The sequence below is a fragment of the Synechococcus sp. A10-1-5-9 genome (assembly GCF_047716785.1).
Taxonomy (GTDB): domain Bacteria; phylum Cyanobacteriota; class Cyanobacteriia; order PCC-6307; family Cyanobiaceae; genus Synechococcus_C.
This window is the reverse complement of sequence record NZ_CP180406.1, coordinates 2,016,193-2,029,219: the sequence shown is the minus strand read 5'-3', so window position 1 is coordinate 2,029,219 and position 13,027 is coordinate 2,016,193. Positions and strand designations below refer to the sequence as shown.

Genomic DNA, 13,027 nt, shown 5'->3' with positions numbered 1-13,027 from the left:
TCCCCTGTTCACTGCTGAGCAAGGGCGTTACTCACTGAGATAGGGTCTGAAAATATTGCCTCAGCGCACCTTTGCTCGATCTCACCGACTTCAAGCGCGACCTCTCCGAGCTCACTGACCGCCTGGGCCATGCCCAGGACTGTCTTTGACGTTCCTGCTTTAAACGCACGGCAGCAGGACCTCGAACAACTGGCTGCTCAGCCTGACTTCTGGGACGACCAACAGAACGCACAGAAGCAGATGCGGCGCCTCGATGAGGTGAAGGCGATGCTGCAACAGCTGGAGACTTGGCAGGGCGCGGTCTCCGACGCACAGGCCACGCTTGAGCTCTACGACCTTGAACCCGACGAAGACTTGTTGGGCGAAGCCCAAGGTGGCCTGAACCAGTTGCGCCGTGACCTGGATCGCTGGGAACTGGAACGCCTGCTCAGTGGTGAGTACGACAAAGAAGGAGCCGTGCTCTCCATCAATGCCGGTGCTGGAGGAACCGACGCCCAGGACTGGGCCCAGATGCTTTTGCGCATGTACACCCGCTGGGCTGAGGACCGCGGCATGAAAGTGACGGTGGACGAACTCAGTGAAGGAGAGGAAGCGGGCATCAAGAGCGCCACGATCGAAATCGAGGGTCGTTACGCCTACGGCTATCTACGCAATGAAAAAGGAACACACCGCCTGGTGCGTATCTCTCCGTTCAACGCGAACGACAAGCGGCAGACCAGCTTCGCCGGCGTGGAGGTGATGCCCAAGCTGGAGGAGGATGTCGACATCGATATCCCTGACAAGGATCTGGAGGTCACAACCTCACGATCCGGAGGTGCTGGCGGTCAGAACGTGAACAAGGTGGAAACCGCGGTTCGCATCCTGCACATCCCCACGGGCCTGGCGGTGCGTTGCACCCAGGAGCGTTCCCAGCTGCAAAACAAAGAGAAGGCCATGGCCCTTCTCAAGGCCAAACTTCTGGTGATCGCCCAGGAGCAGCGAGCTGCTGAAATCGCCGATATCCGCGGCGACATCGTGGAAGCGGCCTGGGGCAACCAGATCAGAAATTATGTGTTTCACCCGTATCAGATGGTGAAGGATCTGCGTACCCAGGAGGAAACCAATGATGTTCAAGGCGTGATGGATGGCGACCTGGAGCCCTTTATCCAGGCCTTGCTGCGTCAAGGTGTCGACAGCCCCGGCCAGGAGGAGGACAGCTGACCATGCCCGAGAAGGAAGGACCCACCACCCCACCGCCGAGTTTCGTCAAACAGGCGATGCGCAACATGGTGCGCAAAGGCAGCAAAAGCCTGTTCCACTTCGGACTCACCGCCGCTGGCTTCATTGGATTCATCCTTGTGGTGGCCTGGCTGGGTCGCCCAACCCTTCCGCAATGAGCGCACGACGGCGCGATCCGGTCGTTCTCGACCTGGCCTTTACAGGTGCTGACGACGCCCAGATCAACACTTTGAGAATGTTGGCCTCAACCGGACGGCTGCAGAACCCGGAGCCCTGGCAAAGCGACCTCTGTCGTTGGCTTGAGGCGCTGAAGCAGAGCTGGGAGCATCCAACAGCACCCCAACTGAGGGACTGTTTGGACGTCAGCCTGGGCCTGCAATTGACAGGCGATCGAGAGATTGCTGAGCTCAATGGCCGTTGGCGTGGCCTGCCACAGGCAACGGATGTGTTGTCGTTTGCAGCACTTGAGTCGGAGATGCCGCTCCAGCAGGCGACAACCCTGGAGCTCGGAGACATTGTCGTCTCCGTGCCGACGGCAGCGCGCCAAGCGATCGAGCAGGGACACAGCCTGGAGAGGGAGCTGCAATGGCTCGTCAGTCACGGGCTGTTGCATCTCCTCGGCTGGGATCACCCCGATGAGACAACTTTGAACGCGATGATTGCCTGTCAAGAGCGCCTGCTTGCCATGGCCGTTAATGTTCAATCCCACGGTGAGATCAACTGTGAAACAGCAGATGAAATCACTGCTGAACCCTGAAGACGGAGCGCCGTTGTCCGAGGAGATCAGCCAGCGCAGCACCAAGCAAGCCCATCGAGCCGCCCAAAGAGGCGCTTGGCGGATTGCTGGCGACCTACCGGCCAGCTTCCGCTATGCCGCCCAGGGCCTGGCGTATGGGTTTGTCAGCCAGAGGAATTTCCGCATTCATGTGAGCATCGGTTCGGTGGTCTTCGGCCTGGGGCTCTGGCTTCAACTGCCTGCCATTCAGCTCGCCGTGCTGGTGCTCACCGTGGCCGCTGTCCTGGTGCTCGAGCTGCTCAACACCGCCATTGAATCGGTGGTGGATCTAGCCATCGGCCGCCGCTTCCATCCCTTGGCTCGGATCGCCAAGGACTGCGCTGCGGCTGCGGTACTGGTGGCGGCCCTCAGCTCGCTGCTGATCGCCCTGCTGCTCGTACTACCTCCTCTGATCTTTCGTCTCAGCCTTTGAACGATGCTCCTTGTCATCGATAACTACGACAGCTTCACTTACAACCTGGTGCAGTACTTCGGTGAGCTGGCGGCCCAGCATCCCCTGGCCTCCGAGCTGCGGGTGGAGCGTAATGACGCCCTCACCATTGAGGAGATCAGTGCACTCAAGCCCGATGCCATTCTTCTGTCTCCTGGGCCTGGGGATCCCGATCAGGCCGGGGTGTGCCTGGATGTGCTCAAGCAGTTGTCTCCTCAGATCCCAACCCTGGGCGTGTGCCTGGGGCATCAAGCCCTGGCTCAGGCCTATGGCGGCCGGATCATCCGTGCCTCTGAACTGATGCATGGCAAGACATCCCCTGTGCATCACCGCGGAGAGGGGGTGTTTGCAGGCCTACCTCAACCACTCACCGCCACCCGTTACCACAGTCTGATCGCGGAACGCAGCAGCCTGCCTGAATGCCTCGAGGTCACCGCTGAACTGGCGGACGGCACCGTGATGGGACTGCGCCACCGCGACCACCACCATTTGCAAGGGGTTCAGTTCCACCCTGAAAGTGTGCTCACCGAAGCCGGCCACAACCTGTTGGCCAACTTCCTGCAGCAAGCGGAAAGTCGCTTACAGCACTGCTAGCTTCCAAAGCCCTCCGGTATGCCCCCATGACCGATCTCCTGCACAGACGGAGTGCCGGCAGCATGGCTGCGGCACTAACGGCGACTGCTCTACTGACCTCAGTCTCCGTCCCTGCCGCCCAGGCCGCAGGAGTGACCATCACCAGCTATGGCCACAGCGCCCTGCTGATCCGCGGTGGTGGACGTTCCGTTCTGGTGAATCCTTTCAAGGCCGTTGGCTGTGCCAAAGGATTGCGGGAACCGCGCGTGAACGCCACCGTGACACTCGCCAGCTCTGAGCTGCCTGACGAAGGGGCCCGGGTCGGGGGTGGTACTTATCTGGTGAAGCCAGGCTCCTATCGAGTCGGCGGGCTGAACCTCGAGGGCTTCTCAGCCCCCCACGACCGTGTCGGAGGCAGGCGCTTCGGCAATGCCACGCTCTGGCGTTGGCAACAGGGTGGCCTGAGCTTCGCCCATCTCGGAGGAACCGCAGCCCCCTTGAGCGGCGAAGACAAAGTGCTTCTTGGCCGCCCCGATGTGTTGATCATCGGCGTGGGCGGCGGCGGGAAAGTTTACGACGGCGTGGAAGCCGCCGATGTGGTGAGGCAGCTGAATCCACGGAGGGTGATTCCCGTGCAATACGTCAGCGGCGATGCGCCCCAGGGCTGTGATCAAAGTGGCGTGCAGTCCTTCCTCGATGCCATGGGAGGAACGAAGGTTCAACGGGTGGGGACGACGCTGTCCCTGCCTGGCTCCCTCGGAGACGACACTGTGATCGATGTGATGCGCTGATCCTGGATCAGGCCATGGTCTGTCTGTAAACCTGCCAGAACCGCTGCATCTGTTCGCGGGTACCGATGCTCACCCGCAAGGATCCGTCGAGCTGAGGCTTACCGGACATCGAGCGGACCAGGATTCCTTGAGAGCGCAGAGCCTGCTCCACCTCATCAGCAGGCCGCTGCGGCCACACCAACAGGTAATTACCCCCGTCACAGTGAAAAACAACACGCGAGTGTGTCATTTCAGTCACTATCCAGTTACGCGCGCGTAGCACTTCCTCAACGTACTGATTGGTATAGGCCTGGTCCTCCAGGGCCGCAAACGCCGCCGCCACCGCCAGGCTGTTCACGTCATAGGGTCCGGTGACGCGGCCAACCCTGTCGACAACTCCGGGGTGGCCAATGGCAAAGCCCAGGCGCAATCCAGCCAGACCCGCTGTCTTGGCGAGGGACCGCAGCACCAACACATTGGCCTGTGTCTGGAAATCGACGACTGGCAGCACGCTGTCTCCCGTGAACGCTTCATAGAGCTCGTCCACCACCACCAGCGTGTCTGGGGCAGACGCTGCGAGCGCCAGCACCTGATCCGCTGCAAGACGGGTCCCTGTTGGGTTGTTGGGATTGCAAAGCATCAGGATCTTGGGCCGTCTGCTCAGAGCGGAACGAATCGCTTCCAGAGGGAAGACGAAGCCGGGCATTGCGTGGTGCACCGCCTCGATCACCATCCCCTGCATGCCGGCGCAGGGTGCGTAGTACCCGAAGGTTGGACTGGTGGTGAGCAGGGTGTCGCCTGGAGCCCCATAGGCGTGAATCACGGCATGGATTGCCGCATCCACGCCGTTGAACACCCCCACCTGCTCAGGAGCCAGGGGATGCCGCAGGCCCTCCTTCGACGCCTTCAGATTGGCGATCAACGCCTCGCGCAGTCCGTCGTATTCCGGATACACCGCGATGAGTTCCTCGGGGAAGGCTCGAATCGCAGCCACCACCTTCGGACTGGGGCCAACGGTGTTTTCGTTGAAATCCAGACGCAGCAGACCACGACGCCCCTCCAGGGGAGCGCTGTACCCCTTGAGGCGTTCCACCTCAGCGCGGGCGGCAGGGGGAGGAAACGGTGGAGTGAATCCGGTCATGGCCTCGACAACGCGTCACATCTCCAGCAGCCGGGCCCGCGTGCGGGCATCCACCTCCCGAGCCTCCGCCAGGGTGGTGCCGATGCAGGTCATTCCCAGCTTGCCGTGTTCTGAAAGACAACCGAGAAGATGAAACACGCTTCCGCTCTCCTTGAGGGCGTCGTAATGCAAACCGGCCTCCGCCACGGCATCGATCAGATCCATGGGCAGCAGGCCACGGAGTTGGGGATGCATGAAGTTGTCTGTGGCCAGGTAGTGCAGCTCACTGCCCTGGGGAGACAGGAAGGCACCGGTGGAAGCATCCATGTGGCCATTGCTGAGAAAGCGCAGCACCTGATGGGGATGGGTGGTGCCGCCTTTGCGGAGGTTGACCTCAATGGCCTGGAGATCCCAACGATCACCGAAACGCCGGGCCAGCCCATCCACCGAGAAATGATCCAACGCCCCCAGCCCAGCCAGAGCCTCGCCAACCGCCTGCCCCCAGCGCTGCAGCTCGAGCCGATAGGCCGGATCGGCCGGGAACTGACAACCGAGATACACCTGGCCGGACGCACCGCCGAGGTGCTGCTCATGGGTGGAGAGCACCTCCACGCAGCCGCCGGGAAGGATCACACCCTGCACGCTGGGGGAGGAGATCGCCTCACCACCCTCCAGCCATTCCTCCACCAGTGCCCCCTGATCCTGCAGCTGGCTGCGCCATCCAGCCGCAGGCATGGGCAGGGTCTCCAGAGCCAGCCTGAGGCGGTCACGGCGCTCCTGCGGTGAACAGGCCTGAAGCTGCAGCGGCTCCAGCTCGAGCCTGGCATTGCCCTCGCCACTGAACCCCTGATTGAGCTTCACCACCGCCCGGCGCAACCCCGGCTTGCGCTCCAGCAGATCCAGGCTGGCGTCAAGCAGACCGTCGAAGCTAAACACCAACTCTGATCCATCCGGATGGGGGAGCCCACAGCGACGGAACAGGGCGCGACCGCCAGCCTTATGGCCCCAGCTGGACAGCTGGGGGTCACAGCCCATCAAGGGAAGCTGCAAGGCCTCCGATAAGCGGCATTCGAGATCGCCAACGTTGTAACAACTCAGGTAACTGCGCCCCGGCCGCAGGCTGTCGCCGATTCGTTTCAGCAGCCGTGGTCGCTCCAGCAACTTGGCAGCCAAAGGCCTTGAACTGGCGTCATCGGTGTCGAACAGCTGAAGGCGCTGACGGGCATGGGAGATCGGCACCCCTTGCAGCAACTCGAGAACGGAATCCACCACCAGATCAGGCAGCAGTTTGCTGGTGACAAACACCATGCGCGCCCGCGGCTGCCGCAACCGAATGAGCTCGAACAACTGGCGTTCCTCGTAGTGGTGCGCTCCCTCAACAAGCGCCATCTGCTCCTGGCTCATATTGAGAGACGGAATCACCAGCACGTCCCAGGGGGCACTCCCTGGTCCCACCAGGGCGATGTCTGGTTGCAGCTGGCGCTGCAGATCCTGGAAGGAAAGCCTCAAAACCTCAATCTTGAATTCAGCGACAAGCCAGGCGCTACGACCGACTTAAAACCAGTCTGCAGGAGCAGACCCGGTAGACCAGATCAAAACAAGGTTTGCTCGTGCTCAGGAGGGAAGTCAGCAAACCGTGCTTGTTCAGACAAAAACAAACCGCCAAAGCATTCACCGTTAAATCCGAGGCATTGATTCAATGAAGGCAGCAAATCATCAGCCCTGGAGAACGGAACCAGGCTTTTTACGGCCAGGTCAATCAAGCATTGAATCAATCCAAACACTCATTGGGGATTTTCTGCATGATCGCGACTCCCCCCACTTACTCAACGGAGTCGAATACCCAATTCAAGACGACGACATTCAGGAGGGCTGGGGCAAACAATCCCCTCTCGAAAAAGTTGTAAAAACAAACAAAGACTTGAGATCTCTCCTGGAAAATAATGACCTTTTACGCCATAGCCTCTGCATTCTTGAGCCAGCTGATCACGTTGGCCATAACAGTTGCGGTGAAACCGTTAGAGCATCCCTAAATGTTGCATGCCTTGCCCAAGGGATCGCCGATTGTGACTCGATTCTCTTCCCACTCTGGGACAGCCCAGAGATCGATCGGTCACTGCTCTTGCAAGCCCTAAGTCGCTGCATGGCCGTAGTCGTCGAAGGCGGCCACCCCACGGTCCGCGAAGCAGACACATTCAAGGCCTGTCAATGGAGCCTGCAGGACCTGCAGAACTTATGCGAGGAACTCATCATTTCCCGACAAAGCCGCACACCTCCGGTTGTGTTTATCTGCCTTGGCCATCAACTCGCAGCGCAAGCCCACATTCATCTGATCCAAAAAGCGACAAGGGACATTCTCAACTGCTGCGAGTCAACCCTGAAGGAAAATATTCACACGCTCAAAGGGCTTCTTGATACCTGCAAAGAAATCGAATCCATTGGCAGAAACCTCAAAATTATTAAGGGCGGCAAGGATGAAATAGCCTACGGATGGGATGACCCCCAGTTCGCCGTAGGAGTTAACGAAATACCAGAAGCTGGCCACTGCGAACTGGTTCACTACGACCACAACAAACAACATCCAAGCCACCGCTTCAGCGAACTAATCCTTACCCATGCCGTATCAAGCGAGGAATACGATGGAATCATCGAACATTCCATCAGCTACGAGAAAAACTTAAACATTGTGATGTTTCACACTGATGAAGTCAACGAAGAGGCTATTTTGTTTGCCAATTGGGCCTACAGAAAACTTCACCACGCTCTTGTACCTTCGAGAAAACTGGTGGCGATTTCACCACTGGCATGGCTACTTAAGCTACCAAGTTCAGTGGAAATCCTCTGTTCAACAACAGTGCAGGGAAAACTCTGTACCGAGGTTGCAGCAACATGCATCAGTTACATGGATTTTGAAACAAAAAACATTCGGCGCTCATTTTCGTGCCAATTCCACCCGGAACTCCTCGACGACTTAAGAGAGTTCAGCAGAAGCGGCATTCCCGCATATTCAGAACTCAAAAAAGACGACGGGATACGCCTTTTAATGCGCATTCTTTACGAGGCCATCAAAGATTAGCGACAAGAAGCAATCAGGATAAGCTCAGCACAATACCTAACCGATGCGCAAAACCAACTCAACTCATAAAAAACCGGCCCCGAAGGGCCGGAAAAGCAGACAACGTATTCAATTCTTCAAACGAATATGATCTCTCCAGCAGAGGCTGCTGCTGCAAAGCTTGTCTGCTGATCACCTTCTCCGAAGAATTCAAACCCAACCACATTCATAACAGGGCTTGGTTCAAGGGAATCGAGCGTTATCTGAAAGACCCCGCGCTGCGCCTCAACATCCTCAATCCTGTAAGTACCAGAGCTAAAAGTCAACGCATCAAAACCACTACCACCAATAAAGGTACCGCTACCAAAACCTCTTAGGACATCATCTCCTCTGCCCAAATCAACCGTACCGCCACCACCCCATCCATCCTTGAGGGCATCAAACACATCGTTGCCACCGCCTCCATCAATAACGCCATCATTAAAGATTCCAAAGGCCTCTCTTTTAGCATTGGAGGCAGTACCAGTGATTGCGTCATTACCAGATCCAGTTTTTATGGTGCTGGTGCTGTCGTTGAAGATGCCAAAGGCAAAGCGACGCGCTTCTGCATTGCCTGTGATGGTGTCATCGCCAGCACCAGCAATCAAAGCGCCGTTGTTGAAGTTAAGGATTCCATAGGCAACGCGACGACCTTCAGCGTCGCCAATGATCATGTCCCCACCAGCCCGTGTCTTCAAGGTGCCACGAGCAATCTCTACCCCAGAGGCAGCGCCATCAACAGTGGTGCCCTTGCCTTGGATAATGTCAGCCCCTAACCCAGTATCCAAGGTGCTTCGGACGATCTCGATACCAGCGGCAGGACCGACGGCCGTGGTGGCTTGGCCATCAAAGGTGTCGATGCCGAAACCTGTATTGAGGGTGCCACGGAAAACTTCGATACCAGCAACGGCGCCATCACCTGAAATTGCTTTTCCTGCAATTCTGTCATTACCTAAGCCTGTATCAAGAGCACCCCTAAAGATATCGATACCCGCAGCCGCTCCAACGGCCGTGCTTGCTCTCCCTTGAACAGTGTCATTACCAAAGCCTGTGTCAAGGGTGCCGTCGAGGGTGACTTCAACGCCAGAGACTGCGCCATCGCCAGTGGTGGCCCTACCTTTGATTGAATCAATGCCCAATCCTGTATTCAGCGTGCCGTTGACGATCTCGATACCAGCAGCAGCCCCCTCGCCAGTTGTGGATTTACCTTCAATCGTGTCTCTGCCGGACCCTGCATCAAGGGTGCTACTGACGATCTCGATACCAGCAGCAGCCCCGAGGTTCGTGGTGGCCGTGCCTTGAATATAGTCGTCACCAAAACCGGCTTGCAAAGTGCCGCCGAGGATGATCTCGATACCAGTGACTGCGCCTTCTGCAGTGGTGCCCTTGCCTTGAATGGTGTCACGGCCATTGCCTGCATCTAGAGCCCCACTGGAAATAAAGATTCCAGCAGCATCGCCGTCGCCAGATGCTGCCAGACCTTCAACAATGTCACCACCACCCAAAGCATCAACGCCTACGCCAGACGAAATAATCCAGCCATCAAAAGAAATTCTTACGTCTTCTCGACTAGTGAAGGAGGGCTCATTAGTCAAAAAAGCCATCTTAGAAATTTTAAACCTAATTCTTCTCTAGGCAATTAATTTTTACTGGTCAACCCGCGCATTTCAATTTGAGCAAACCATCACCAAAGCACAACGTTTTGTTTCCTCAACCACCAATTCCCCTCAAAAGAATACAAGAAATTTCCAATCCATTGCCGCTTCTGGTAATCAAAACGGCAATGCCAATCAAAGAGAAATTCCTCAGGAAATCAGATTTCCTCCCCACCCTTAAAAGCAATCAATAACAGAGTTTTGGATTTCGAATCCAAATCCATTTGACGCTCTTTCTCCTGCCAGTTTCACCCTGAACTTCTCGACGACCTGAGGGAATTCAGCAAAATCGGCATTCCAAACCATGCAGAACTCAAGATCGATGACGGCGTTCGCATGCTCATGCGCATTCTCTATGAAGCCATCCAAGAGTGATCAACCCGGGCATCCAAGAACAACCCAGAAGCAGGTGGGATTCCAACGTTGCCCAGGCCAACAAAAAACCGACCACGAAGGGCCGGAAAATTATTCAATCGTTGAGCCCTAAGGTCTTTTAGATAAAAGTAATTTGACCGGCAGCAACAGCACTCGCAAATGACGTCTGCTGATCACCTTCCCCGAAAAATTCAAATTCAGTGACAGTCATGACCGGACTGTTTTGAAGAGAGGAAAGTGTTATTTCAAAGCGATCCTACTGGCTTCCCACTCTTGCAATGTTGTAAGTGCCAGATTTGCAAATAAGTGTATCGAATCCGATACCTCCGTCAAAGGTGCCGCTGCCAAAACCTCTAACAGTGTCATTGCCACTGCCAAGATCAGCACGACCGTTGCCACCCCAACCACCTGTTAACGCATCAAACACATCATCGCCTGCGCCGCCATCGATCACACCATTGTTGAAGATACCGACAGCTTCACCAGTGGCACTTGAAGCAACACCAGTAACGGTGCCATCACCATCTCCAGTATCAATGGTGCTATTCCTCAAGTTGTTGATACCAAAGGCATTGCCGCTGCGACTTCTTGCCTTGCCTACAACACTGTCATTGCCAAGTCCGGTATCGATTTTCGTTTCGGCATTACTGCCATTCAGCGCGATGCCTAGGCATCACCACTCCTACTTTTTCCATTGCCTGTAATCCTGTCATTAGCAAGACCAGAATCGATCTTGCCGCCATTGATCTCAATACCATAAGAAATTCCAGTCCTACTGTTACCTCGCCCGATCACTTTGTCGTTATCAGCTCCGGAATCAATCGCACTATCACCGATCTCATTCCCATTGATCAGGGTTTTTCCAAAGATATCAATGCCAGTAGCCACACCATTTTTCGCGCGAGCAATGCACTTAACTGTGTCATTCCCAAACTCTGTATCCAAAACGCTGCCAAAAATCTCAATCCCAATGCCGCTGCTGTTGGAGCTCAGACGCTGTCTACCTTCAATGAAATCATTACCAGCCTCCGCACTAATGTTTCTCAGGATCTGCCATCCATTCGAGGATCTTCTTTGGTCGGCTTGATTAGTGAAGGGGGGATTGTTGGCGAAAATCGCCACTCAAAAAAAGATTGTTCGGTATCCATTGTAATAACTATCGCCGTGAGCAGCTTTTGCCCGCTGAAGCCGCTGATCCGTACTGATACCTAAGAATGCACTGCCCCGAAACAGCCCTTCAAGCGTTGTCTCGATCCAATGAACGGTGATCGCAAAAGTTCATAGCATCGGAGAATCGCCGTTGCCTTCATGCCCACAACAGCAAACAGCTTTGAGGAGTTCAGGCAGCGGGTCGACTATTCCTTGTTAGAGCAGCTGAAGGCGGATCCACAGGCAACGAGAGACGGAGTCGATTTGCGACCTCGGCAGGTGACATCGGGTCACTACGTGCCAGTGAGGCCGACACCGCTCCCCGATCCCGCCTACGTCGCCCACAGTTCTGTCCTGTTCGATGAGCTTGGGCTGAGTGAGGCGTTGGTTCATGACGACGCCTTTCAGAGAATGTTCTCTGGAGACCTGTCAGCAAGCACCGATCCCATGCATCCCTGGGGCTGGGCTACCGGCTATGCCCTGTCGATCTATGGCACGGAATACATCCAGCAGTGTCCGTTTGGAACCGGCAACGGCTATGGCGACGGGCGGGCCATCTCCGTCTTTGAGGGAGTGTTCAAAGACCAGCGCTGGGAGATGCAACTCAAGGGCGGCGGGCCGACGCCCTACTGCCGCGGTGCGGATGGACGCGCTGTTCTGCGCTCCAGTGTGCGCGAATTCCTGGCACAAGAGTTCATGCATGCCCTCGGCGTGCCCACCTCCCGCTCACTGAGCCTTTACGTCTCCCAATCGGAAACGGTTGCCAGACCCTGGTACTCGGAGAACTCACGCTCCTTCGATCCAGACATAATGGTGCAAAACGCAGCCGCGATCTGCACGCGCGTAGCCCCCTCCTTCTTGCGGGTCGGACAGATCGAGCTGTTCGCACGCCGGGCTCGCAACGACGCCCACCCCGAAGCACGCCAGGAGCTGCAGCTGATCGTGCAGCACCTGATCAAGAGGAACTACAGGCCTGCGATTGATCCAGCCGAGCCATTCCACAAACAGGTCATCGCGCTCGCCCACCTCTTCCGAGAACGGCTCACATCACTGGTGGCCCACTGGATGCGCGTCGGCTACTGCCAGGGCAACTTCAACAGCGACAACTGTGCCGCCGGCGGCTACACCCTCGACTACGGACCCTTCGGTTTCTGCGAACTGTTCGATCCCCGCTTCCAACCCTGGACCGGTGGTGGGACCCACTTCTGTTTCTTCAACCAGCCCGTGGCCGCGGAAACAAACTTCAAAATGTTCTGGTCATCTCTGCGCACGCTGCTGGATGGCGATCGACAAGCCCAGGAGGAGCTCGATGCACTCCATGACGGCTTTGCTGCAGTGATGCAGCAGAAGATGGAGGCGATGTGGGCCAGCAAAATCGGATTGCCGGCCTACGACGACACCCTGGTGACGGAACTGTTGCAGCTGCTGGCAACAACCGGAGCTGACTACTGCAAGGCCTTCCGCCTTCTGTCGACGCTTCCCAGCGCTGTCTCCGAGCTGACTCCGAGCTTCTACCAGGCCTGCCCGGACGAGCTCGCCGGCCGATGGCAGGGCTGGCTGGGTCACTGGCGCAGCAGCCTGGAAGCCCAAGGCAATCTCAGCGAGACGTCGGCAGCGATGCAGCAGGTGAATCCCGCCATCACCTGGCGCGAGTGGCTGGTCGCGCCGGCCTACCAGCGAGCAGAGCTCGGAGACATGAGCCTCATCCATGAGCTGCAGCAGGTGTTCAGCAACCCCTACGACGACCCATCAGACGCCGTTCTGTCGACATACGGCCAGTTGCGACCGCGTGAGCTGTTCAATGCCGGTGGAATTTCTCACTACAGCTGCTCCTCATGACCGCCGCC

14 protein-coding genes are annotated in these 13,027 nt (G+C 56.9%); 8 read left to right on the top strand and 6 right to left on the bottom strand.

The window, feature by feature from the left end; genetic code table 11:
- Positions 1 to 71: 71 nt before the first annotated feature.
- The 6 genes from prfB (at position 72) to ACLM45_RS10660 (ending at position 3,808) form a co-directional block, all read left to right on the top strand.
- Positions 72 to 1,200, top strand: a protein-coding gene (gene prfB / locus ACLM45_RS10685; protein WP_415409243.1) for a peptide chain release factor 2 whose coding sequence is annotated in 2 segments (ribosomal slippage) — positions 72 to 146 and positions 148 to 1,200 — 1,128 coding nt in all. Because the reading frame shifts where the segments join, the coding sequence is not laid out codon by codon here.
- Between the two features lie 2 nt (positions 1,201 to 1,202).
- On the top strand, positions 1,203 to 1,376 hold the full coding sequence (locus ACLM45_RS10680; protein WP_415409242.1) for a DUF3285 domain-containing protein: 174 nt from the start codon (positions 1,203 to 1,205) through the stop codon (positions 1,374 to 1,376).
- Positions 1,373 to 1,975, top strand: a complete 603-nt coding sequence (gene ybeY, locus ACLM45_RS10675; protein WP_415409240.1) for an rRNA maturation RNase YbeY — start codon at positions 1,373 to 1,375, stop codon at positions 1,973 to 1,975. The genes ACLM45_RS10680 and ybeY overlap by 4 nt, the downstream gene beginning before the upstream one ends.
- Positions 1,953 to 2,426 (top strand): diacylglycerol kinase family protein, encoded by a 474-nt coding sequence (locus tag ACLM45_RS10670; protein ID WP_006042960.1) that lies wholly within the window; start codon positions 1,953 to 1,955, stop codon positions 2,424 to 2,426. Before ybeY ends, ACLM45_RS10670 begins: the two co-directional genes overlap by 23 nt.
- A 3-nt stretch (positions 2,427 to 2,429) precedes the next feature.
- Positions 2,430 to 3,038, top strand: a complete 609-nt coding sequence (locus ACLM45_RS10665; protein WP_006042959.1) for an anthranilate synthase component II — start codon at positions 2,430 to 2,432, stop codon at positions 3,036 to 3,038.
- Between the two features lie 26 nt (positions 3,039 to 3,064).
- Positions 3,065 to 3,808, top strand: a complete 744-nt coding sequence (locus ACLM45_RS10660; RefSeq protein ID WP_415409239.1) for an MBL fold metallo-hydrolase — start codon at positions 3,065 to 3,067, stop codon at positions 3,806 to 3,808.
- Between the two features lie 7 nt (positions 3,809 to 3,815).
- Here the strand turns inward: ACLM45_RS10660 and ACLM45_RS10655 are convergent, their stop codons facing one another.
- Together ACLM45_RS10655 and ACLM45_RS10650 are read right to left on the bottom strand one after the other, a co-directional pair.
- Entirely contained in the window at positions 3,816 to 4,928 is a 1,113-nt protein-coding gene (locus ACLM45_RS10655; protein ID WP_415409238.1) for a pyridoxal phosphate-dependent aminotransferase, read from the bottom strand.
- A 15-nt stretch (positions 4,929 to 4,943) separates the two neighbouring features.
- Positions 4,944 to 6,416 carry a peptide ligase PGM1-related protein gene (locus tag ACLM45_RS10650; RefSeq protein ID WP_415409237.1) on the bottom strand — a complete coding sequence of 491 codons (1,473 nt, stop codon included), beginning with the start codon at positions 6,414 to 6,416 and terminating at the stop codon, positions 4,944 to 4,946.
- 190 nt (positions 6,417 to 6,606) lie between these two features.
- Here ACLM45_RS10650 and ACLM45_RS10645 point away from each other — a divergent pair, with 190 nt between their 5' ends.
- Positions 6,607 to 7,983 carry a hypothetical protein gene (locus ACLM45_RS10645; RefSeq protein ID WP_415409235.1) on the top strand — a complete coding sequence of 459 codons (1,377 nt, stop codon included), beginning with the start codon at positions 6,607 to 6,609 and terminating at the stop codon, positions 7,981 to 7,983.
- 116 nt (positions 7,984 to 8,099) lie between these two features.
- On the opposite strand, the gene ACLM45_RS10640 is transcribed toward ACLM45_RS10645, so the two are convergent.
- From ACLM45_RS10640 to ACLM45_RS10625, 4 genes are all read right to left on the bottom strand, one after another.
- The gene (locus ACLM45_RS10640) at positions 8,100 to 9,596 is read right to left on the bottom strand and encodes a hypothetical protein (protein ID WP_415409234.1); all 1,497 of its coding nucleotides are present in this window, start codon (positions 9,594 to 9,596) and stop codon (positions 8,100 to 8,102) included.
- 237 nt (positions 9,597 to 9,833) lie between these two features.
- Positions 9,834 to 10,025: a hypothetical protein gene (locus ACLM45_RS10635; RefSeq protein ID WP_415409232.1), complete on the bottom strand. Its 192-nt coding sequence runs from the start codon at positions 10,023 to 10,025 to the stop codon at positions 9,834 to 9,836.
- Between the two features lie 262 nt (positions 10,026 to 10,287).
- On the bottom strand, positions 10,288 to 10,584 hold the full coding sequence (locus tag ACLM45_RS10630; protein WP_415409231.1) for a hypothetical protein: 297 nt from the start codon (positions 10,582 to 10,584) through the stop codon (positions 10,288 to 10,290).
- 113 nt (positions 10,585 to 10,697) lie between these two features.
- Positions 10,698 to 11,153, bottom strand: coding sequence for a hypothetical protein (locus tag ACLM45_RS10625; protein ID WP_415409229.1), 456 nt, complete (start codon positions 11,151 to 11,153; stop codon positions 10,698 to 10,700).
- Positions 11,154 to 11,339: 186 nt separating this feature from the next.
- On the opposite strand from ACLM45_RS10625, the gene ACLM45_RS10620 reads away from it, so the two are divergent.
- On the top strand, positions 11,340 to 13,019 hold the full coding sequence (locus ACLM45_RS10620) for a protein adenylyltransferase SelO family protein (RefSeq protein WP_415409228.1): 1,680 nt from the start codon (positions 11,340 to 11,342) through the stop codon (positions 13,017 to 13,019).
- The last annotated feature ends 8 nt before the right edge of the window (positions 13,020 to 13,027 follow it).

What these genes read in the sequence shown, in the direction of transcription:
- ACLM45_RS10680 (WP_415409242.1), top strand. Translation starts at nt 1,203, where the DNA reads ATGCCCGAGAAGGAAGGACCCACCACCCCACCGCCGAGTTTCGTCAAA.
- ybeY (WP_415409240.1), top strand. Translation starts at nt 1,373, where the DNA reads ATGAGCGCACGACGGCGCGATCCGGTCGTTCTCGACCTGGCCTTTACA.
- ACLM45_RS10670 (WP_006042960.1), top strand. Translation starts at nt 1,953, where the DNA reads ATGAAATCACTGCTGAACCCTGAAGACGGAGCGCCGTTGTCCGAGGAG.
- ACLM45_RS10665 (WP_006042959.1), top strand. Translation starts at nt 2,430, where the DNA reads ATGCTCCTTGTCATCGATAACTACGACAGCTTCACTTACAACCTGGTG.
- ACLM45_RS10660 (WP_415409239.1), top strand. Translation starts at nt 3,065, where the DNA reads ATGACCGATCTCCTGCACAGACGGAGTGCCGGCAGCATGGCTGCGGCA.
- ACLM45_RS10655 (WP_415409238.1), bottom strand. Translation starts at nt 4,928, where the DNA reads ATGACCGGATTCACTCCACCGTTTCCTCCCCCTGCCGCCCGCGCTGAG.
- ACLM45_RS10645 (WP_415409235.1), top strand. Translation starts at nt 6,607, where the DNA reads ATGAAGGCAGCAAATCATCAGCCCTGGAGAACGGAACCAGGCTTTTTA.
- ACLM45_RS10620 (WP_415409228.1), top strand. Translation starts at nt 11,340, where the DNA reads ATGCCCACAACAGCAAACAGCTTTGAGGAGTTCAGGCAGCGGGTCGAC.